The sequence below is a fragment of the Mesorhizobium sp. WSM4308 genome (assembly GCF_002294905.1).
Classification (GTDB): Bacteria; Pseudomonadota; Alphaproteobacteria; order Rhizobiales; family Rhizobiaceae; genus Mesorhizobium.
In genome coordinates this window covers 510,699-531,672 of record NZ_NSFW01000001.1, presented here as the reverse complement: position 1 = coordinate 531,672, position 20,974 = coordinate 510,699, and the positions used below count along the sequence as shown (strand labels likewise).

The window sequence follows — 20,974 nt, the reverse complement described above, 5'->3', positions numbered from 1 at the left end:
CCGCGGCTCAGTTCAGATGGGCTGCCACAGCGTCAGGCGCTGGTCCTCACGAAACCGTCTCCGTTTCGTGCGCGGGCAGCGCCGCCGCCAGCCGGTTCGCCCACTCCTCGATGCCGGCCCGGTTCGCCAGCAAATCCTGCCGGATCTCGACGAGGACGGCGGGGATGCCCCGATCGTCGCCATGGACAGGCACGGCGTAGTCGGCGTCGCGGCTGATCACATAGGGCACGTTGGCCGGCCCGAGCCGCATCTCGCGATCTCCTCTTGAGCGATCGGCCCCTCAGGGAACGGGACCAAAGCGATTAACGCCGGTCTGGACAATCGCCCTCGAGACAATAGCTCTCAATTCGACAGGAACGGGTAGCTGAAAGGTGGTTGCCAATAGTGTTTGATATTACGGCGGACTGTTGCCGTGATGTGGCCCAATCAAATCGCCGAATGACAGGCACGATTTCGCCCTTCTGCCTTGTACTTGCGGGCTGAAAGGACGGTGCCATCGAAGCAGCCGCCGAGCGAGGCGGAGCGGCCCCGCTTCGCCTGAATTCCTTCGGACCGCGCTCATCATCCGCTTGTCCCTGCGAATGGAAAAATTGTTCGTCACGGCAGCGCCTAAGGGCCGATCGTTCCTTTCCCGGCCATCCGAAGTCGATAAGACTAGCGCGCAATGATGGCGGTTAGGGTCGCGCAAAAAGTGCCTGCATGTTTAATCGGCTGGGTTTTTCGGACGGAATTTTCAAACAACATCCGGAAAGCACTGGGAAAGGAGCTTGATATGCCCAGAATAGTGCCTGTGCTCGATCTGAGCCGTCTTGAACAAGGCGCGTCGGAACGCCGGACATTTCTAGCGGATCTTCGTTCCGCGTCGCGCGACATCGGCTTTTTCTATCTGGCCGGGCATGGCATCTCCTGGGCGGAGATCAGCGAGGTGCTCACCGCGTCGCGCCAGTTCTTTGCCTTGCCGAAGGCCGACAAGCTGGCGATCGAGATGGTCAAGTCCTCGCAGTTTCGCGGCTACACCCGCGCCGGCGGCGAACTGACCAAGGGCAAGGAGGACTGGCGCGAGCAACTCGACATCGGCGTCGAACGCCAGGCAATCGCGCAAGGGCCGGGAATTCCCGCCTGGACGCGGCTGCAGGGACCGAACCAGTGGCCCGCGGCGCTGCCGGATCTCAAACCGGCTCTGCTTGCCTGGCAGAGCAAGGTGACGGCCGTGGCGATCCGGCTGCTGAAAGCCTTCGCGCAATCGCTCGATCAGCCCGAGGATGCCTTCGATCCGATCTACAGCAGCGAGCCCAACCATCGCATGAAGATCGTGCGCTACCCCGGCCGTGATGCAACCGATGGCGACCAGGGTGTCGGCGCGCACAAGGATGGTGGCTTCCTGACACTGCTGCTCCAGGATGACAATAAGGGGCTGCAGGTCGATTATGACGGCAGCTGGGTGGATGTGGACCCCATCCCCGGCACGCTCGTCGTCAACATCGGCGAATTGCTCGAACTGGCCTCCAACGGCTATTTGCGCGCGACCGTGCATCGCGTGGTGACGCCGCCCGCCGGCGTCGAGCGCATTTCGGTGCCGTTCTTCTTCAGTGCCAGGCTCGATGCGACGATCCCGCTGCTTGGCCTTTCCGAGGAACTGGCGGCACAGGCACGCGGGCCGGCCAGCGATCCGGACAATCCGCTGTTTCGCGATGTCGGAACCAATGTGCTGAAAAGCCGGCTACGCTCGCATCCCGACGTCGCTCGGCGCCATTATGCGGATCTGCTCGAAGGGGAAAGCCGGGTTGGCTGACCTTCCTCCGTAAGAAAGGACAGGATTTTCGCCGTTCTGCCCGATCTTTGGAAAACAATTCGTCGTATCTGTCCGCGAATCGGTTCAAAAGAGCAAAATCCGTTCGGTGCTTTCCTCCCATTTCGCCGAGCGGTGTTCCCCTCTGAAGGTTATGACCTTCTTTTTGGCCGGGCCGGTTTCGCGCCCGGCCTTTTTCTAGCCACGTTGCGCGTTGCCGTCGCCGCGCTGATCCGGCAAGTTCACCGCAGCTCATTCGCCAGCCATCGACCGCGGTCCCGTGGAAAGAAGGAGAGGTTTCATGACATCCAATGTCGCAATTATCGCCGGTGCGGGTTCCGGCTTGAGCGCCTCGCTGGCGCGCCTCCTCGCGAAGGAAGGGTTCAGCGTCGTTCTGGCCGCCCGCAACATTGAGAAGCTTGGTGCCTTGCAGGCCGAGACCGGCGCGCAGGCCGTGGCAACGGATGTTTCCGATGCCGCGTCGGTGGAGCACCTGTTCGATGTCGCCGACAAGGCCGGTCCGCTCTCGCTGGTGATTTTCAACGCCAGCGGACGCGCCCGCGGACCAATAGCCGAACTCGATCCCGAGGCCGTCCGTCAGGCTTTGCTGGTTGGCGCCTATGGCGGGTTCCTGGTTGGCCAGCAGGCGGCTCGCCGGCTTGTCGCGCGAGGATCGGGCTCGATCCTTTTCACCGGCGCGACGGCCAGCGTGAAGGGGTTCGCCGGCTCCGCCGGTTTTGCCATGCCAAAATTCGGCTTGCGCGGGCTGGCCCAGTCCATGGCCCGTGAACTGGCGCCGAAGAACGTCCACGTCGCGCATTTCATCATCGATGGCGCCATTGCTTCGGCCACGTCCGGACAGGAGTCCGGCCCGCAGGATCGCCGGCTGTCCCCGGACGCGATCGCCGAGGCCTATCTCTCCATTCATCGCCAGCACCGCAGCGCCTGGACCTGGGAGATGGAGCTCAGGCCCTGGGTTGAGACCTTCTGAAGGGGCTGGCGAGGTGCGACGTTCCGGGAGTCGACATTGCATGGGGATATCACTATATAGCGGCGGCTTCGACCGGCGCGCCAAGCGCAGCCTCCGGAGCGACTGTAAAAATGTGTTACGCATTGCGCCATCATTTGTGACGAAAAATCGGCTGGAAAACCGGAAAAGCAAATAGAAACAGTGGCGCGAAGCTGGATTGATCCAGCTCACGGAAGCAACCCTCCAGAATCAGAAATGTGCTTGAATCCTCGATTTCCTTCGGCTCTGTGGACCCTGCACGGCATTGACTTGCCGGCTGGCCGCGACTCGGCTGGAATGGGAGGATGCATCCTTTGCGGGATGCCGACGTTTATGATTACCAACGGCTTTGCCGCCAGGGAACAGCAGTATGAGTGAACACGCGATCGAGTTCTTGCGGGGATGGATCGGCGAAAAGGTCCATTGCCAGTCCCAGGCCAGGATCGACAAGCAGGCTGAGACCTTGGCCAGGGAATGTGCCGCCAAGGCTGCGGAAGTCGGTATTCCCCTGGAAGATATCCAGGAAGAAGTCGGCGACATCCAGGAACTCATTGCCTCCCGGCTCGAGGAGGCCGCCGAGGCCGACGAGGACCAGCATGCGGTCAGCAAGGCCGCGGAATAGATTTTACCCGGAACTCTCTGTTATCTGAATGCGCGGGCCCTTCGGCCCGCGTTGTCGTCTCAGCCGAACGTTTCTTTCAGCCCGAATTTCTCTTTGACCCACGCCTTCGGCAGCGCCGGCACGAAATTGCCGTCGCGCCCGGTCATGTCGTCATTGGCGGCCAGGGCGTTAAGGATCGATTCCTCCACCGTCTGGATCACCGCATCGAAGAAGGGATCGATGTCTGTATCGGGAATGAAATCGGCCTTGGCGATCCGGCCCGACGGCGCAAGTGCGGCGGCAGGATTGGCTGTCGAGAAGGCGAGAAAGATGTCGCCCGAACTGTGATAGCCAAAGCCGCCGGTCATCGCGACGCCCAGCGGCACCCGGCGTGCCAGCCGCTTCATCTGGTGCGGCAGGAACGGCGCATCGGTGGCGACAACGGCGATGATCGAACCCTTTTCGGCGCGCGGCGTGCCTTCGCGGATCGCGGGCTCCGCGAGTTCGGATCCGGCGCGCAGGCCACGAACGGTGAAATTGCGCCGCTTGCCGAAATTCGACTGCACGAAGGCGCCGACCGTGTAGGAATTTCCCTGCCACCCTATGATGCGCGACGCGGTGCCCGAGCCGGCCTTGAAGCCGAAAGTGATCATGCCGGTGCCGCCGCCGACGCTGCCTTCCTCGACCGGGCCGCCGGTTGCGCCATCGAGTGCCTGGGCAACGTGCTCTGATGTCAAATGGTGGCCATTGATGTCGTTGAGAAACCCGTCATAGGTCTCCGCCGCCACCGGCAGGCCCCAGGCGCTGTCGACCGCGATAGGCAGTACGCGTTGCATCCAGCGCAGCGTGCCATCACGCGAAACACCGCAGGAATGCGTGTTGGTGATGGTGATAGGGAAGTTGAAAGCGCCGGTTTCCTCGATGATGTGCGAGCCGGTCAGCTCACCATTGCCGTTCTGGCTGAAGATGCCGGCGAAGACCGGTGTAGCCAAGTCGGCGCGCGGTCTGGGCAGGATCGCCGTGACACCGGTGCGCACCGGCCCCTTGCCGACGACGAGCGGCCCGTCGCCTGAAATCAGCGTCGCATAGCCGACCGCGACACCGGGCACGTCGGTGATTGCGTTGAACGGCCCGGGCGTTCCGTCGAAACCGATGCCGAAGCTGCGTGCGCGCGGCTTGCCGCTCGGCGTGGCCAGATGGTGCGGATTGTCGGTCATGGTCAGAACAGCGACCCCTGATTGCCGGGTTCTTTCGCCTTGGCCGCCGGCCTGGCTGCCGGCTTTGGCCGCGCTGCGCCGCTGGTTGCCACCGCGTCCGCCGTCCCGTCGGCGAACTCCAGCGAAAGCGCCATCCCCGATGCCACGTCAGCCGCCTGCTTGATGACGGCGCCGTCGGCATCCTTCACCAGCGCGAAGCCGCGCGCGAGCACGGCCTTGTGCGAAAGCGTGGTCAAGAGGCGTTCGGCCTGGCTCAACTGGCCGCGCAGGCGCTCAAGGCGCAGCGAGATGACCCGATCCTGCCGCCTGGCGAGCGCCGCCAGCGTGTCGGCCTGCAGTTTTTGCCGGCGCGCGATCGGCGCCGGCGACAGCCGCGTCGCAGTGCGCGCGAAGCGCGCGCGACATTCGCGCACAATGGCAAAGAACGCCGCCTGCGCGCGAGCAAGGTCACGCCCGGTCAGCGTGCGCGCCTCGTTGATGCGTCGCGACAGCGTGGCCGGCGTCAACCTCTGGGCCTGGAGACGCGCCCGCTTGCGATCGACGCTGACGGACAGGCCGCGGCCGAGCCTTGATGTCGCCTCGTCGAGGCGCCGGCGCGGCAGCGCCAGCAATTGATCGGGCGAGGGCAGTGCGCGTGCCGCCGCGCGCGCGGCCTGCCGCTTGCGTTCGAAATTGCGCAGCACCGCCGCCTTGAGCCGCGCGCCAAGGCTGGCCAGCGTCGCTTCGAGGTCGGCCTTCACCGGCACGGCGATTTCGGCCGCGCCCGTCGGTGTCGGCGCCCGCACATCGGCGACGAGGTCGATCAATGTCCAGTCGGTTTCGTGGCCGACAGCGGAAATCACCGGAATGCCTGAGGCCGCAACGGCGCGGGCCAGCGCCTCGTCGTTGAAGCCCCAGAGGTCCTCGAGGCTGCCGCCGCCGCGCGCCACGATCAAGAGATCGGGGCGCTGGATCGAACCGTCCCAGGTCAGCGCGTTGAAGCCGGTGACGGCATTGGTCACTTCCGCACTCGCGGTATCGCCCTGCACGCGCACCGGCCAGACCAGCACATGCAGCGGAAAGCGGTCCTTGATGCGATGGATGATGTCGCGGATGACGGAGCCGGTCGGCGAGGTGACGACGCCGATGACGCGCGGCATGAAGGGCAGCCGGCGTTTGCGGCCGGCATCGAAAAGCCCCTCCGCCTGCAGCCGGCGCTTGCGCTCCTCCAGCAGCGCCATCAGCGCGCCTGCGCCGGCAGGCTCCAGATTGTCGATGACGATCTGGTAGTTGGACTTGCCGGGATAGGTGGTGAGCTTGCCGGTGGCGATCACCTCCATCCCTTCCTCGGGGCGGAATTTCAGCCGGCTCATCGTGCCTTTCCACACCACGGCGTCGAGTCGGGCACGGTCGTCCTTCAGCGCGAAATAGGCATGGCCGGAGGAATGCGGGCCGCGATAGCCCGAGATTTCGCCGCGCACCCGCACATTGCCGAAGACGTCCTCGACCGTGCGCTTCAGCGCGCCGGAGATCTCGCTCACCGTGTATTCGGTGGCGTTGGTGCGTGATTCGGATGCTGCTTCGCTCATCGGCCGATTGGGGGCTGGTTGGCGCCCCGCGTCAAGGCGCCACGATCCTTCCTACCAGCCCGGCAGGATCTGGTTCGCCTTGGTCCGCCTGATCTTGGCGTAGGCAAGTGCCGCGAAATCGAATGTCCCGGCCTCTTCGACGAGCGGCACCGAGATGTTGTCCAGGCTCTCCGAGATGTGGCGGGCGAGCGCATCGACGATCTCCGGCCGCGAGGTCTGGCCGCGCATGATGCCGATGCGGCAGTCGGGCAGGGTTCCGAAGCCGTCGGCTTCGCCCAGCACCCGCATGCCGGGCCTGAGTGCGCATTCCGGCAGCACCGAGATCGCCAGGCCCGACAGAACGGCGGCGGTGATGACGGTCGCCGAGAAGCTGGTGAACAGGATGCGATAGTCGCGGTTCTGCTGGTCCAGCACATCGACGGCGGCGCGCCGCCAGATGCAATTCGGCCGGCCAAAGGCCATCGGCAGCGTCTCCTGTTCATGCGTCGCATGATTGGCCGAGGTGACCCACAGCAGCGGTTCGCGCCGCACCACTTCCGACTGGCCGCGCACGTCATTGTGCGTCACCAGCGCGAGGTCGAGATTGCCGCGCTTGATATGCTCGACCAGCCCCGGTGTCGGCTCGCAGATGACCGTCAGCTCGACGCGTGGGTTGGAGCGGGTGAAGCGCGCCATGATCTCGGGCAGGAAGCGGTCGGCATAGTCGTCCGGCGTGCCGATGCGGATCGTGCCTTCGAGCCGCTGGTCGTCGAAGGCGGCGAGCGTTTCGCGGTTGAGGTAGAGCAGCCGTCTTGCATAGGAGAGAAGCTTGTCGCCTTCCTCCGTCAGCCTGTTGGAGCGCCCCTCCTTCTCGAACAGCGGCTTGCCGATCCGCTCCTCCAGCCGGCGCATCTGCATCGACACCGCCGACTGGGTCCGGTGCACCTCTTCTGCCGCCCGCGTGAAGCTGCCGGTATCGGCGATCGAAATGAAGGTTTGCAACTGATCGAGATCGAGCGGCGCTTTCATTGGCGTGATCCATCACTGGTGTTGATGGTAAAGATTAAAAACATTCGTTGGATTAATCAATCGGCCGATGGCAAATTGCTGACATCCACATGAAGGCATGTGAATCGAAGCCGGAACGGCCGCTGTCGCCAGCGCCGACTGCTTGGCTTTGTGTGTTCGAGACTGAAGGAGACCGACATGACCACGATCGATTTCGCCACCGAGACCTCGCGCATCACCTCGCGTCCGGCCGTTGCGACGCGCGTGGCCAATACCGTCTTCAATATCTACCGCGCCTGGAAAAACCGTCGCGCCTTCTACCGCCTTGGCGAGATGTCGGACGCCGAACTCGCCGATATCGGCCTGACGCGCGCCGACCTGCATGTCGCCATCGACGTGCCGTTCGGTCGTGACCCGACGGCGATCCTGCGCGAAATCGCCAGTGATCGCGTCGAAACGATCGAGGACATCGACCGCAAGGTGGCCTGATCGGCTGATTTCGGTCCTGCTGAACCTTTTCAGGGCTCAGCGCGACCAAGGATTATGCAGGCTCCCCCACTCCCTGCCGGTTCCCCGCCGGCCTGCCTGCACGTTGCCCGGTCCTCCCAAGGACCGGGCTTTTCTTTTCTGGCTTGCTCGGAAAGGGCTCTTGGTTTGGAGCCTAGCGCCGGTCCATGTCCCGCTTGAACTGGTCGAAGATCGTTTCCACGCCCTTCTGGTAGTCGTCACGCTGCTGGGCGCCGGTCTCGAACATCTTGCCGAACAGATCGTCGAACGGGTTTCTTGGCCGGCCGCTCGGGTTGGTCTGCGGCGGCGCCTGGCGCTGCTGCGGTGCCTGCGGCTGCGGCGCCGGCTGTCCGCCGCCAAATCCGCCCCCGCCACCTTGCCGCAGCATCTCCTCGAAGATCTTTCCCAGCGGATTGTCGCCGTAGGGGCTTTGCGTCTGCTGCGGCTGCGCCCGGCCCTGCGGCTGCGGCGTGCCGCCACCAAACATATCCTGCAGCACCTTCCCCAACGGATTGTCGCCATAGGGATTGGGTGCCGGCTGCGGCTGGCTTTGCCCGCCGAACATGTCCTGCAAGACCTTGCCGAGCAGGTTGTCCATCGGGTTCTGGGGCTGCGGTGCCTGGCGTTGTTGTGGCGCCGGAGCCTGCATGCCGCCCTGCCGCATCATCTGCTCGATGATCTCGCCGAGAGGGTTGCTGCCGCCGCCAAAACCGCCGGCGGCCTGCATCTGGTTTGTCGTCTGCTTGAACAGTCCACCCATCACCATCGAGGCGATCGCCGGCAGCATCTGCTGCAGGATCTGCTGGCTGACGCCACTCGCTTGCGCCGCCTGGCTGGCGACGGCGCGCGACAGGTCCTTCGAGCCGAACAGGTGTCCGAGAATGCCGTTGCCTTCGTCGACGCCCTGCGGCGAGAAGGCCCGGGTCGCGTCCTCGAAATATTTGGCGTGCTGGCCGCTTGCCATCGCCGTCATGAAGGCGCCAAGCCCGTAAGGATCGGCGGTGTTGCGTTGCAACCCCTGCGAAAAGGCCGGCAGCAGGGCGGCGACTGCTGCCTGTGTCTGCTGCATTGAAAGCCCATATTGCTGGGCAAGGGCCTGCATGCCGTTGCCGTTCTGGGCCTGCGCCAGCATGTCGAACAAGGTGGGCATCGGCGTCTCCTCCTGAATTCCTCGGAAGGGAGCCTAATTCGTTTCAACGGTCGATTGAAGCGGCTTTTGCCGCTGGCTTAATAGGCGTATTCCATGAACACCGGCTCGATCGAGCCACCCCAGCGCGTGTGGTAGGCCGAAAGCATCTCCTCGGCGCTGGTCGTGCCGCGCGCGACCACCTCGTCCAAAGTGTTGAGGAACGAGGTCTCGTCATAGCCGTCGCGGTTCTTCTTGCCGCGGTTCTTCAGCCCGGTGCGCGAAATGGCCAGCACATCGCGCGCGATCTCGCGCAGCGTGGCGTTGCGGAAGGGCGCGGCAATGCCGAGTTCGGGCACGGCGTTGCGCATCGCCAGCACTTCCTTGTATGTCCAGCTCGAGGTCAATGCCTCGGCTGCGTCGAGTGCCGCCTCGTCGTAGAGCAGCCCGACCCAGAAGGCCGGCAGCGCGCAGATGCGCCGCCACGGGCCGCCATCGGCGCCGCGCATTTCGAGGAAACGCTTCAGCCGCACATCGGGGAACAGTGTCGACAGGTGGTTCGCCCAGTCGCCCATCGTCGGCAGGCCGTCTGGCACTTCGTTGCGCGCGGCGCCGGCCATGAACTGGCGGAAGGTGATGTGCGTCATGTCGTGATAGTGGCCGTCGCGGATGACGAAATACATCGGCACGTCGAGCGCCCATTCGACATAGTCGGCGAAGCCGAAATCGGGCGAGAAGCAGAATTCGAGCAGGCCCGAGCGCTGGTTGTCGGTGTCGCGCCAGATGTCGCCGCGCCAGCTCTGCAAACCGTTCGGCCGGCTTTCGGTGAAGGGCGAGTTGGCGAACAGCGCCGTCGACAGCGGCTGCAGCTTCAGCGACACCTGCATCTTGCGGCGCATGTCGGCTTCGCTCTCGAAGTCGAGATTTACCTGGATCGTGCAGGTGCGGTACATCATGTCGAGGCCCTTGGTGCCGACCTTGGGCATGTAACGCGTCATGATCTCATAGCGCGACTTCGGCATTTTCGGCGTTTCGGCCAGCGACCATTTCGGGCTGCCGCCGAGCCCGAGGAAGCGGATGCCCATCGGCTCGGCGATCTCGCGCACCTGCGCCAGATGCGCATTGCCCTCGCGACAGGTCTGATGGATGGTTTCCAGCGGCGCGCCGGAAAGCTCGAACTGGCCGCCGGGCTCGAGCGAGATCGCGCCCTGGCCGGTCGGTTCGACCAGGCCGATGATGCGGCCGTCGTCGATGATCGGATCCCAGCCAAGCTTTGACTGCATGCCTTCGAGGATGGCGCGGATGCCGCGCTCGCCGCCATAGGGCACAGGCGCGTTGCCATCGACATAGAAGGGGAACTTCTCGTGCTCGGTGCCGATGCGCCACTTGTCGCGCGGCTTGTTGCCCTCGGCCAGGTGGTCGACGAGTTCGTCGACGCCTTCGATCGGCCGGAAATCGGTTGTGTCGCGCGCCATCGCTGTGCCCTCAGAGACGGTCGGGTGACCGCCGGCGGTAAATGGACGAAATGTCAGTAGCCGATCAAGCGAAAAATCCTGAGCCACAGGTCAAGAGGAATTGAAGGCCACGAACCGGGCGGCCTCTTGCAAGACATCGCGTCCTACCAGTCTCCGACAGTTGCCTGCATCACCGCAAGTGCGGCCACCGCCGCCGTGTCGGCGCGCAGGATGCGGGGGCCGAGCGGAATGGCGGTCACGAAGGGCAGGGCGCGCAGCATCTTGCGCTCGTCATCGGAAAAGCCGCCCTCCGGCCCGACCAGCAGCGCGAGCTTCTTCTCCTTTACGGCCTGCAGGGCAGGCAGCGGATTGTTGGTCGAGGCGTCCTCGTCGCAGAAGACCAGCCGCCTTTCCTTGTCCCAGCCGGTCAGCAGGCGTTCGAATTTTTCCGCCTCTCGCACTTCTGGAACCGCCAGGATGCCGCATTGCTCGGCGGCCTCGACGACATTGGCCCGCAGCCGATCGATGGACGGCTTGGCCACTTGCGTGTGCTGCGTGATGACAGGCTGCAGGACGCCGGCGCCCATCTCGACCGCTTTCTGCACGAGATAGTCGAGCCGGCCCTGCTTCAGCGGCGCGAAACAATAGATGAGATCGGGGAGGGGTGGCTGTGGCCGTTGCAGCGCCAAGACCTTGAGTTTGACTGCCCTCTTCGACTTCGCCGCGATGGCCGCCGACCATTCGCCGTCGCGGCCATTGAACAGCAGGATTTCGGCACCTTCGCCAAGCCGCAGCACATGCATGAGATAATGGCTCTGCTGTTGGTCGGCATCGAACTCGGCATCCGGCCCGAGGGCGTCAGGCACGAACAGACGTTGCATCTTGTAATTGGCGCGCATCGCCGAGGAATGAGCGAGCCGGTGGCTGGCGTCAACCCTCGGCCGACGGATGCCACACCGGACGAAAGCCATGCCTCAGGACGGCAAGCGTTGTCCCGGGGGTCAGCAGCACAAGCGCATTGTCTTCCAGCTGGCCAAGACCGGCGGGTGGGCCATATCCGGCGAAGGACCAACGCAACGCCTTGCCGTGACGCACGGCATAGGCGTTGCCGCCGGTGCCCACCACCGCGCCGTCGGGCAGGCTGGACAGCTCATGCATCGCCACAGCAGGGCGTTTGCCACCCGACGCCAGCCGCTCCTTGTGCAGCCTTTTGTCGACCTGTGGCGCGCGGGGCTCGGCAATGCCGAAGGCTTCGCCGAAGCGGCCGACAAAATCCCTGGCCCGTTCGCGCTGGCAAAAGAAGCAGGGCCGATGACCGGCGGCCAGCGCCGTCACCTCGTCGAGGAAGAACAACTCGGTCCAGCCGGCCTTGCCTCCCGGCCTGTTACGGCCCATCGGCTCGCGCCGGACATTGCGGAATTGGCATACGCAGATGATCCAGGCCTGAAGCGCCCAGCGCTTCCTCAGCAGCGTCTTGGTCGCGGGATCGTGGATGATGCCGCGATTGCCGGTGAACAGCCCGCGCTCGGGCACGGCGTGGATGGCGCCGAACGGATCGACCCGGTTCTGCAGTGGCATAGTTCTCTCCCAGAATACGATCTTGGCTGCAATGCGGGCGGCATGATATCGCTCGTGACATCTTTTTCATGTCAGCAGGGTTTTGCGATGCGGGTGCTGGTGGTCCAGAACTACGACAAGACCGGCCTCGGCCAGGTCGGTGCCGCCCTTGCGGAAGCCGGCGCCGATCTCGACGTGCGCCTTCCTTACAAGGGTGATCCCCTTCCCGAAGATGCGAACGGGCACGATGCGATGGTGGTGCTCGGCGGCGGCCAGAATGCGCTGGCCGATGATGAGTATCCCTATTTCCCCGCACTGCTCGAACTCACCCGCGATTTCGCCGGCAAGGACCGTGCCGTGCTCGGCATCTGCCTTGGCAGCCAATTGGTCGCCCGCGCCTTCGGCGGCGAGAACCGCATCGGCGGCGCCAATGAGTTCGGCTGGCGCCGCGTGTCGCTGACGCCGGACGCCAAGGCCGATCCGGTGCTGGGCGCCCTGCCGGAAAAATTCCCGATCTTCCAGTGGCACGACGACACGTTCGAACTGCCGCAAGACGCCGTGCGGCTGGCTGGCAACGAAGTCGCCGAAAACCAGGCGTTCCGTGTCGGCCGCGCCATCTATGGCTTCCAGTTCCATTTCGAGGCCGACCGGCCGATGGTGAAGGACTGGAGTACCTCCTTCGCGTCGACCATCGCTTCGCGGCATCCCGATTGGGCCGACAAGCTCGATGGCGAAATGGCCCTTAACGGACCCGACGCCGATGCCGCCGGTATGGCGATTGCCCGCGCCTGGGTAGCCACGATCTACACGATCTAAGAGTCTGCCCCTGGCGCTCCGCGTGACATAATTGGCACGCAGCCGTGAAACCGGCTGGGGAAAACCCGTTTCATCCTTGGCTTGTGTCCGACCGCCATCCTAGAAGGCGCGCGCTCTGCATCGGCTGTGCAACCAGGTTGAACCTTTTGTGTGACCCGTGCGACACACCTCCGATACAGAACGCGCTTAGAAGCGCGAAATCGTCGAAACTTTGAAGCGAATTCTCCGTTTCAACGCATTGGTAACCGCCTGGTGCACAGATGCAGCAAGCTCAACAAGAGATGACGTCCGTGAAAGCAGCGCTTCTGTCCTTTGCCATGTTGTCCGCCATCGTGCTGTGCGGTCTCGGCATCTATTCCGCCGATGCCGCCAACAACCACAACGCCGTCGACGGCTACGGCGTCACCGCCTCGCTTCGCTAAAAAAGCCGGCCCTCTCGCGACGCATCCCTGCGACGTAGCTGGGCTCAAGCTCCCTTTACAGCCATTTCCAGGATGCGTTTGTCCGCCCCGTCAACGACGAGGGCGGTCAGCATGCCTGATTGCCAGGCAAGCGTGTCGACATTGACGCGGTTGGCCATCACTTCGGCCTCGGGGACGGGTGTGTGGCCGTGCACCACGATTTTTGGGAACAGGCCGGTGTGATCGTGGAAAAGGTCGCGGATCCAGATCAGGTCCTGCGGGTTCTGCTTGTCCAGCGGAATGCCTGGCCTGATGCCGGCATGGCAGAAGAAGAAGTCGCCGAACGTTAACGAGAACGGCAGCGAGCGCAGGAAATCGACATGGCCCGGCGGCATCGCCTCGAGCAGGGCCTGATGTCCGCGCTTCATCATCTCCATCTTGCCGAACCAGCTGGCGTCGTTGGTGAGCGATACACCATAGGACAGCGCCGTCTGGACGCCGCCATAGCGCATGAAAAGCCCTTCCGGGTCGGGGGTCCTGAGGAAATCGAGAAAGCCGATGTCGTGGTTGCCCGCCAGCATCAGATGGCGCGGATCGCGTTCCCGCGCCGCGATCAGGAAATCGATGACGCCCTTGGAATCCGGTCCGCGGTCGACATAGTCGCCGAGATGGATCACCCGCCAGTCGCGAACCGGTTTCCACTCCAGCTCGCTCTCGATGCGCTGGTGCATGGCTGCCAGCAGGTCGAGCCGGCCATGCACGTCGCCGATCGCGTAAAGTCGCACACCCTCCGGCCCATGGGCGTCGAGAAAATGGATGCCGGGTTCCGCCAACGCGTCGTGGTCTCCGTGGTCAGGCTGTCACCCGACCCTAGCGCCGGAGCTGGTCCTTGCCCATGTCGGTGACCAGACGTTTTCCGCACAGAGCCAGCGTGATGTCCATCTCCTTGCGGATGATTTCCAACGCTTTGGTAACCCCTTCCTTGCCGAGCGCGCCCAGGCCGTAAAGGAATGGGCGGCCGATATAGGTGCCCTTGGCGCCGAGACAGAGCGCTTTCAGCACATCCTGGCCGGAGCGGATGCCGCCGTCCATATGCACTTCTATTCTGTCGCCGACCGCGTCCGCGATTTCTTCCAGCGCCATGATCGAGGACGATGCGCCGTCGAGCTGGCGCCCGCCATGGTTGGAAACCACGATCGCGTCGGCGCCGGTCTTGGCCGCCATCAGCGCGTCCTCCTTGTCGAGGACGCCTTTGAGGATCAGCTTGCCGCCCCAGCGTTCCTTGATCCAGGCGACATCCTTCCACGACAGCTGCGGGTCGAACTGCTCGTTTGTCCAGGACGACAGCGAAGAGACGTCGCCGACACCCTTGGCGTGGCCGACGATGTTGCGGAAGGTGCGGCGCTTGGTGCCGGCGATACCCAGGCACCAGCGCGGCTTGCTGGCCAGGTCGATGATGTTGGCCAGCGTCATCTTGGGCGGCGCCGAAAGCCCGTTGCGCACGTCCTTGTGGCGTTGGCCGAGGATCTGCAGGTCGAGCGTCAGCACCAGTGCCGAGCATTTCGCCGCCTTGGCGCGGTCGATCAAATCGAGCACGAAATCCTTGTCGCGCAGCACATAGAGCTGGAACCAGAACGGTTTCGTCGTCGCCGAGGCGACATCCTCGATCGAGCAGATGCTCATCGTCGACAGGGTGAAAGGCACGCCGAATTCCTCGGCCGCCTGCGCCGCCAGCATCTCGCCATCGGCGTGCTGCATGCCGGTCAGGCCGGTGGGCGCCAGCGCCACCGGCATCGACACTTTCTGGCCGATCATGGTCGATTCCAGCGAGCGGTTGCTCATGTCGACCATCACGCGCTGGCGGAACTTGATCTTCTGGAAGTCTTCCTCGTTGGCCCGATAGGTGCTCTCGGTCCAGGCACCGGAATCGGCGTAGTCGAAGAACATCTTGGGCACGCGCCGGCGGGCGAGATCCTTGAGGTCCGCGATGGTGAGAATGTCGCTCATGATGGTCCCCGCTTGATCTTATTCACTAGGAGCGTCTGCGCGCCGGTTCGGTATCGCCGGCTTCCGAACGCTGCCGCAGCCGCAGCCGTGACACGCGTTGCCAGTCGCCGCTGCGCTCGGCTTCTGCCATCGACCGCTCGACATAGGTCATGTGGTCCATCGCCGCGCGCCGGGCAGCGTTGGGATCGCCGGCCTTGACCGCGGCGTGGATTGCCTTGTGCTGCGCCAGCAGCGCCTCGCGCGCGCCAGGCACGGTGAAGACCAGCAGCCGGTTCTGGAAGACGCCTTCCGACAAAAGCCGGTAGCAGGAGCGCAGCGTGTGCAGAAGCAGGATGTTGTGCGCGCATTCGCAGATCGCTTGATGGAACTCGACGTCGATCCCGGCCTCGTCGTCGAAATCGCCGGTGCGATGCGCCTCGTCCATGCGCGCCATGATGCGGTCGAGCAGCGCCAGGTCTTCCGGGGTGGCGCGCCGCGCCGCGTATTCGGCGGCTATGCCTTCGATCTCGCGGCGGTATTCCAGATAATCGGTCACCGCCTTGCGATGCATCGAGATCAGGTCGGCCACCGGCTTTGTGAACAGCTGGCCGATGATGTCGGCGACATGCGTGCCGCCGCCTGCCTTGGTCGTCAGCAGCCCGCGCCCTTCCAGCGCCTTCAGCGCGTCGCGCAGGATCGGCCGCGATACGTCGAACTGGCGTGCCAGTTCGCGCTCGCCCGGCAGCCGGTCGCCGGTGCGCAGCACGCCTTCGAGGATGAGGCTTTCGATCTGCTGCACCACCTCGTCGGCGGTGCGCGAATGCTCGATCCTGGAAAAAATATCGCTCAACAGCTGTGCCTGGGAATTGAACCGGTGTCGCGCAGGATAAAGCCTGCGTCGCCAACTGGTCAAATTATTTATCCAATTGGTCGAAACGTGTCGGTTTCGCCGTCCGGCGCAATATCATCTCCGGCTAAACTTGTTGTTTGCGTCGTCAGCCTATTGGCTCTAGAGGACGCGACTGCAAGAGGGTCTAGAGAACCCCGGGGGACAAGCCGTGTCAGACGACCCGTCCAATCTCGAATTCCAGCCGCGCGCCAAGGGCAGCGTCATGGGTTTCCCCGCGCATGAGGGCCGGCCCGGCGCGCTGGGAGAGGTCCATGCCAGGCCGCATCCGCTCATCGAAAAGCCGCGCGTCCTGATGCAACTCGCCTTCATGACCGAGGGTGGCTCCGGCGTCGACCATGCCGTGCTTTCCGAACTGTCGCGGCGTCTTGGCATCGCCGCGCCCGACCGTCAGGCCCGCCATCACGCCATGAAATGGGGCAAGGGCTCGCTGCGCTGGGAACGGCATACGGAGTTCTCGACCTATCTGTGGGAAGGTCCGCTTTCCGAAAGCGGCAGGGCGCAGGAGGACACACCCTTCGGTAACGGCTTTTCGCCGCCGGGCACCGTCATTTCGGGTATCCGGCTCGAGATCCGCAAATGGACGCAGGCGAGCGAGCGGCTGATCGCCGCTTTCGATCCGACCAGCCTGTGCTACTCGCTGGTCGAGCGCGGCAATGCGGCCATCGTCACGGATTTCCGCCAGGATGGCGACGGCATGACCCGCATATTGGTGCTTGACCGCGGCCTGACGCCGGCGCGCACCGGGGCGCTGTCGCAGCGGCTGATCGACATCGAAACCTACCGGACGCTCGCCATGCTCGGCCTGCCGCTGGCGCTGACCTTGTCCGGCCGCGCCCGCCGCATCGAGGACAGGCTCGCCCAGACCACGCTGGAAATGAAGGTTGCCGAGACCCGTGACAGCCAGACTTTGCTCGCCGACCTGACCGAACTTGCCGCCGAACTGGAGGCCGACGCTGCCTCCAGCCTCTACCGCTTCGGCGCCAGCCGCGCCTATGACGGCATCGTCGTCGAGCGGCTGGAAGCGCTCGAGGAAGAGGCCGTGCCAGGCTACGACACCTGGGGCGGGTTCCTGCAGCGCCGGGTCGCACCTGCCATGCGCACCTGCCGGTCGGTCGAGGAGCGGCAGGCCAATTTGTCGCGCAAATTGACCCGCGCCACGACGCTGCTGCGCACCTGGGTCGATGTCGAGGTCGAGAAGCAGAACCGCGATTTGCTCGCCTCGATGAACAACCGCGCGCGGCTGCAGCTGCGCCTGCAGCAGACCGTCGAAGGACTCTCGGTGGCCGCCGTCTCCTATTACGTGGTCGGCCTCATCGGTTATGTCGCCAAGGGCGCCTCGATCTTCGGCCATGCTTTCGCGCCGGAAGTCGTCACCGCTGCCTCGGTGCCGGTCGCCATCCTGCTGGTCTGGTGGGGCGTGCGCCGCGTGCGCCGCATGCATTCCGAGCCGGCCAAGCACCCCGGCGAATAGCGGCAGCCCTACCCTCCAACTTGTGGGGAGGGTCGGCTCATGATCGTAGCGAAGCAAAGATCGTGAGCCGGGGTGGGGGTCTTCATAAGCGCCGCGCTGCCCCCACCCCGCTCACTTCGTTCACGACCCTCCCCACAAGAGGGAGGGTAAGACAGCGGCAGATTGCCGCTGCGGAAGGTTCTCTCGTCTCGTGAACGTGGGCTCCGCCACCACGGCATTTGCAACCAGCGCGCTTCACTGGTAAAAGATTTTGACCAGTCAAGCAAAATGAGGCTGCTGATGTCCGGCCTGGCCATGCCGAAACCTGACGACGCCACGATGCGCCGGCGCGACGAGATCGTCGCCGACATGCGCATCATCGTGCCGGGCGAGGGTGTGGTCGACGCGGCCAATGCCATGCGCGCCTTCGAGAGCGATGGCCTGACCGCCTATCGGCAATTGCCGCTGGTCGTCGTTCTGCCCGAGACGGTGGCGCAGGTCTCCCGCCTGCTGAAATACTGCAACGACCGCAACATCCGCGTCGTGCCGCGCGGTTCCGGCACCTCGCTGTCGGGTGGCGCGCTGCCGCTGGAAGACGCGGTGCTTCTGGCGATGAGCCGCTTCAACCGCATCCTTGCGATCGATTTTCCAAATCGCATCGTCGTCGCCCAGCCGGGCGTCACCAATCTCGGCATCACCACCGCCGTCGAGCAGGAGGGCTTTTACTACGCCCCCGATCCATCCTCCCAGATCGCCTGCTCGATCGGCGGCAATGTCGCGGAGAATTCAGGCGGCGTGCACTGCCTGAAATACGGCCTCACCGCCAACAATGTGCTCGGCATCGAGATGGTGCTGATGAATGGCGAGGTGGTGCGGCTCGGCGGCAGCCATCTCGATGCCGAATGCTACGATCTGCTTGGCGTGATGACCGGTTCCGAAGGCCTGCTCGGCGTCGTCACCGAAGTCACGGTCCGCATATTGAAGAAGCCGGAGACGGCGCGCGCGCTGCTGATCGGCTTTCCGACCAGCGAGCAGGGCGGCCAGTGCGTCGCCGACATTATCGGCGCCGGCATCATTCCCGGCGGCATGGAAATGATGGACCGGCCGGCGATCCACGCGGCGGAGGATTTCGTCCACGCTGGCTATCCCCTCGATGTCGAGGCGTTGCTGATCGTCGAGCTCGACGGGCCGGGCGTCGAGGTCGATCACCTCATCACCGCTGTCGAGGCGATCGCCATAAGCAACGGCTCGACCACCTGCCGCATCTCGCAATCCGAGCAGGAGCGGCTGAGCTTCTGGGCCGGCCGCAAGGCGGCCTTCCCGGCGGTCGGTCGCATCTCACCCGACTATTACTGCATGGACGGCACAATCCCCCGCAAGGAACTGCCGCGTGTGCTCGCCGGCATGCGCGAGCTGTCGGAAAAATACGGTCTCGGCGTCGCCAATGTCTTTCACGCCGGCGACGGCAATCTGCATCCGCTGATCCTCTACGATGCCAATGTTCCCGGCGAACTCGACAAGGCCGAAAGTTTTGGCGCCGACATATTGCGCCTCTGCGTCAAGGTCGGGGGCGTGCTGACGGGGGAACATGGGGTCGGGGTCGAGAAGCGCGACCTGAGCCGGAAATGTTCAACCAGGTCGATCTCGACCAGCAGATGCGCGTCAAATGCGCCTTCGACCCCAATCACCTGCTCAACCCGGGAAAGGTGTTCCCGCAACTGCGCCGGTGTGCGGAGCTGGGAAGGATGCATGTGCATCGCGGGCAAGTGGCGTTTCCGGATATTCCGAGGTTTTGAGAGGATGCTGTTCCGGGACCAGACCCTTGCGGCCATTGCGTCGGGCGAAGCGACGCTCGCCTTTCGCCGCTGGCGGCGGCCGACGGTCAGGGCTGGCGGGCGGGTGAGAACGGCGTCGGGCGTCGTGCTGATCGGCGATATCACGGTCGTGGAGATGTCCGCACTGACGGAAAAGGACGCCAGCGCGGCTGGCTTTCCGACACTCGCGGCCCTGCGGGAGATGCTTGGGCCTGATGACGGCACCCCGGTCTATCGCATCGAACTCACCGGTCTTGAGCCCGACGAGCGGGTTGCCTTGCGCGGCGAGGCCTCGCTGTCCGATGCGGATTGGCACGTCCTGACCTTGCGCTTTGCCCGCTGGGACAAGACGGCGCCTGGCTATTTCCCGTCGATCCTGCGGGCAATCGGCGCCCATCCGGAAGTGCGGGCGGCGGACCTGGCGGCCAAGGCCGGCGTCGAGACGCCGAAATTCAAGCAGGATGTCCGCAAGCTCAAGGAACTCGGGCTCACCGAGAGCCTCGAGATCGGTTACCGGCTGTCGCCAAGGGGCGAAGCCGTGCTCGAGAAGCTCAGGGAGCACAGGCTTTGACGACTTTCACCCCGAAAACGTCAGGCGAAGTCCTGTCCACCATTGCCTGGGCGGTGGCGGAAGGGACGCCGCTCGAAATTATCGGCCATGGCTCCAAGCGCGGCATCGGCCGTCCGTTGCAGACCGAGCACACGCTCGACCTGTCGAAACTCACCGGCGTCACTCTTTATGAACCCGCCGAACTGGTGCTGTCGGCCAAGGCCGGCACGCCTTTGGCCGAGATCGAAAAGCTGCTGGCGGACAACGGCCAGCAGCTCGCCTTCGAGCCGATGGACTACGGCCCGCTGCTCGCCGGCGAACCGGGCAAGGGCACGATCGGCGGCGTGCTTGCCGCCAACCTCTCCGGTCCGCGCAGGCTAAAGGCGGGCGGGGCGCGCGATCATATCCTCGGCATCAACGTCGTGTCCGGCCGGGGCGAAGCTTTCAAGTCCGGCGGACGCGTGGTCAAGAATGTCACCGGCTATGACATGTCGAAGCTGATGGCCAACAGCTGGGGCACGCTGGCCGTTTTCACCGACGTCACGTTCAAGGTGCTTCCTGCCGCCGAGACCGAGGTGACGCTCGCGGTCCGTGGCCTGCTTGACGACGCCGCGGCGAGCGCCATGGCGCTGGCACTCGGCTCCAGCGCGGAAGTGTCGAGTGCCGCCCATCTGCCGGAGCGGATCGCCGCGCGCGTAGCCGGCGGCGCGCTCGGCAGCGACGCTGCCACGCTGCTGCGCGTCGAAGGTTTTGGCACGTCCGTCGCCTATCGCATCGCCGCGCTGAAGATGCTGCTCGGCAAGGCCGGACCGCTGGAGGAGATTGCCGGCGAGGCTTCGCGGCTGATCTGGCGCGACGTGCGCGATATCAGGCCTTTCGCCGACAGCAGCGAAAAACCGGTCTGGCGCGTGTCGATGACACCTTCCCAGGGCCACCAGATGGTGCTGACCTTGCGCATGCAGGCGGCCGTCAGCGCCTTCTATGACTGGCAGGGCGGGCTGGTGTGGTTGCGTATGGAGGAGGGCGATCCGGAAGCCGCTCTGCTGCGCGGGCTGTTGCGAAAACATGGCGGCGGCCATGCGACGCTGGTGCGCGCCGTCCCCGCCCATCGCGCCGCGCTGCCGGTGTTCGAGCCGCAGCCGCCGGCGCTGGCAGCGCTCAGCCAGCGGCTGAAGCAGGAATTCGACCCGAAGAACATCCTCAATCCCGGCCGCATGGCCTAGGACATCAGC

Annotated in this window: 20 protein-coding genes and 1 pseudogene; 10 read left to right on the top strand and 11 right to left on the bottom strand. The window is 64.5% G+C overall.

Going from position 1 to position 20,974, the window contains the following annotated elements:
• Positions 1–46: 46 nt before the first annotated feature.
• Positions 47–250 (bottom strand): hypothetical protein, encoded by a 204-nt coding sequence (locus CK227_RS02510; RefSeq protein WP_245318050.1) that lies wholly within the window; start codon positions 248–250, stop codon positions 47–49.
• Positions 251–772: 522 nt separating this feature from the next.
• On the opposite strand from CK227_RS02510, the gene CK227_RS02505 reads away from it, so the two are divergent.
• The 3 genes from CK227_RS02505 to CK227_RS02495 all read left to right on the top strand — a co-directional run bounded on the left by CK227_RS02505 (position 773) and on the right by CK227_RS02495 (position 3,420).
• Positions 773–1,792 carry an isopenicillin N synthase family oxygenase gene (locus CK227_RS02505; RefSeq protein ID WP_095771360.1) on the top strand — a complete coding sequence of 340 codons (1,020 nt, stop codon included), beginning with the start codon at positions 773–775 and terminating at the stop codon, positions 1,790–1,792.
• Positions 1,793–2,090: 298 nt separating this feature from the next.
• Positions 2,091–2,780: an SDR family NAD(P)-dependent oxidoreductase gene (locus CK227_RS02500; protein ID WP_095771359.1), complete on the top strand. Its 690-nt coding sequence runs from the start codon at positions 2,091–2,093 to the stop codon at positions 2,778–2,780.
• 388 nt (positions 2,781–3,168) lie between these two features.
• Positions 3,169–3,420 (top strand): DUF768 domain-containing protein, encoded by a 252-nt coding sequence (locus tag CK227_RS02495; RefSeq protein WP_095771358.1) that lies wholly within the window; start codon positions 3,169–3,171, stop codon positions 3,418–3,420.
• A 59-nt stretch (positions 3,421–3,479) separates the two neighbouring features.
• On the opposite strand, the gene CK227_RS02490 is transcribed toward CK227_RS02495, so the two are convergent.
• From CK227_RS02490 to CK227_RS02480, 3 genes are read right to left on the bottom strand one after another with little or no spacing between them, the layout of a single operon-like run.
• Positions 3,480–4,616: a P1 family peptidase gene (locus tag CK227_RS02490; RefSeq protein WP_095771357.1), complete on the bottom strand. Its 1,137-nt coding sequence runs from the start codon at positions 4,614–4,616 to the stop codon at positions 3,480–3,482.
• A gap of 2 nt (positions 4,617–4,618) precedes the next feature.
• On the bottom strand, positions 4,619–6,184 hold the full coding sequence (gene xseA, locus CK227_RS02485; protein WP_095771356.1) for an exodeoxyribonuclease VII large subunit: 1,566 nt from the start codon (positions 6,182–6,184) through the stop codon (positions 4,619–4,621).
• Positions 6,185–6,235: 51 nt separating this feature from the next.
• Positions 6,236–7,192: a LysR substrate-binding domain-containing protein gene (locus tag CK227_RS02480; RefSeq protein WP_095771355.1), complete on the bottom strand. Its 957-nt coding sequence runs from the start codon at positions 7,190–7,192 to the stop codon at positions 6,236–6,238.
• A gap of 177 nt (positions 7,193–7,369) precedes the next feature.
• Between CK227_RS02480 and CK227_RS02475 the strand changes: the two genes are divergently transcribed.
• The gene (locus CK227_RS02475; protein WP_095771354.1) at positions 7,370–7,660 is read left to right on the top strand and encodes a DUF1127 domain-containing protein; all 291 of its coding nucleotides are present in this window, start codon (positions 7,370–7,372) and stop codon (positions 7,658–7,660) included.
• A 172-nt stretch (positions 7,661–7,832) separates the two neighbouring features.
• On the opposite strand, the gene CK227_RS02470 is transcribed toward CK227_RS02475, so the two are convergent.
• The 4 genes from CK227_RS02470 to CK227_RS02455 all read right to left on the bottom strand — a co-directional run bounded on the left by CK227_RS02470 (position 7,833) and on the right by CK227_RS02455 (position 11,836).
• On the bottom strand, positions 7,833–8,828 hold the full coding sequence (locus CK227_RS02470) for a DUF937 domain-containing protein (protein WP_095771353.1): 996 nt from the start codon (positions 8,826–8,828) through the stop codon (positions 7,833–7,835).
• A gap of 77 nt (positions 8,829–8,905) precedes the next feature.
• Complete coding sequence (locus CK227_RS02465) at positions 8,906–10,279, bottom strand: glutamate--cysteine ligase (RefSeq protein WP_095771352.1); 1,374 nt, start codon at positions 10,277–10,279, stop codon at positions 8,906–8,908.
• A gap of 143 nt (positions 10,280–10,422) precedes the next feature.
• On the bottom strand, positions 10,423–11,157 hold the full coding sequence (locus tag CK227_RS02460; protein ID WP_095771351.1) for a 16S rRNA (uracil(1498)-N(3))-methyltransferase: 735 nt from the start codon (positions 11,155–11,157) through the stop codon (positions 10,423–10,425).
• A 31-nt stretch (positions 11,158–11,188) separates the two neighbouring features.
• Positions 11,189–11,836: a hypothetical protein gene (locus CK227_RS02455; RefSeq protein ID WP_095771350.1), complete on the bottom strand. Its 648-nt coding sequence runs from the start codon at positions 11,834–11,836 to the stop codon at positions 11,189–11,191.
• 87 nt (positions 11,837–11,923) lie between these two features.
• On the opposite strand from CK227_RS02455, the gene CK227_RS02450 reads away from it, so the two are divergent.
• Positions 11,924–12,631 (top strand): type 1 glutamine amidotransferase, encoded by a 708-nt coding sequence (locus CK227_RS02450; protein WP_095771349.1) that lies wholly within the window; start codon positions 11,924–11,926, stop codon positions 12,629–12,631.
• 290 nt (positions 12,632–12,921) lie between these two features.
• Entirely contained in the window at positions 12,922–13,053 is a 132-nt protein-coding gene (locus CK227_RS37780; protein WP_257784452.1) for a hypothetical protein, read from the top strand.
• Positions 13,054–13,097: 44 nt separating this feature from the next.
• Here the strand turns inward: CK227_RS37780 and CK227_RS02440 are convergent, their stop codons facing one another.
• From CK227_RS02440 to CK227_RS02430, 3 genes are read right to left on the bottom strand one after another with little or no spacing between them, the layout of a single operon-like run.
• A complete protein-coding gene (locus CK227_RS02440) occupies positions 13,098–13,865 on the bottom strand; it encodes a metallophosphoesterase family protein (RefSeq protein WP_095771348.1) in 768 nt (255 codons plus the stop codon).
• A gap of 37 nt (positions 13,866–13,902) precedes the next feature.
• Entirely contained in the window at positions 13,903–15,039 is a 1,137-nt protein-coding gene (locus CK227_RS02435; RefSeq protein ID WP_095771347.1) for an alpha-hydroxy acid oxidase, read from the bottom strand.
• Positions 15,040–15,064: 25 nt separating this feature from the next.
• Entirely contained in the window at positions 15,065–15,868 is an 804-nt protein-coding gene (locus CK227_RS02430) for an FCD domain-containing protein (RefSeq protein WP_095771346.1), read from the bottom strand.
• A gap of 208 nt (positions 15,869–16,076) precedes the next feature.
• On the opposite strand from CK227_RS02430, the gene CK227_RS02425 reads away from it, so the two are divergent.
• The 4 genes and pseudogenes from CK227_RS02425 (at position 16,077) to glcE (ending at position 20,965) form a co-directional block, all read left to right on the top strand.
• The gene (locus CK227_RS02425) at positions 16,077–17,399 is read left to right on the top strand and encodes a DUF3422 family protein (RefSeq protein WP_095771345.1); all 1,323 of its coding nucleotides are present in this window, start codon (positions 16,077–16,079) and stop codon (positions 17,397–17,399) included.
• A gap of 279 nt (positions 17,400–17,678) precedes the next feature.
• Positions 17,679–19,174, top strand: a pseudogene (locus CK227_RS02420) (FAD-linked oxidase C-terminal domain-containing protein).
• A gap of 4 nt (positions 19,175–19,178) precedes the next feature.
• Positions 19,179–19,763: a hypothetical protein gene (locus tag CK227_RS02415; RefSeq protein ID WP_095771344.1), complete on the top strand. Its 585-nt coding sequence runs from the start codon at positions 19,179–19,181 to the stop codon at positions 19,761–19,763.
• Complete coding sequence (glcE, locus tag CK227_RS02410) at positions 19,760–20,965, top strand: glycolate oxidase subunit GlcE (protein WP_095771343.1); 1,206 nt, start codon at positions 19,760–19,762, stop codon at positions 20,963–20,965. The genes CK227_RS02415 and glcE overlap by 4 nt, the downstream gene beginning before the upstream one ends.
• The last annotated feature ends 9 nt before the right edge of the window (positions 20,966–20,974 follow it).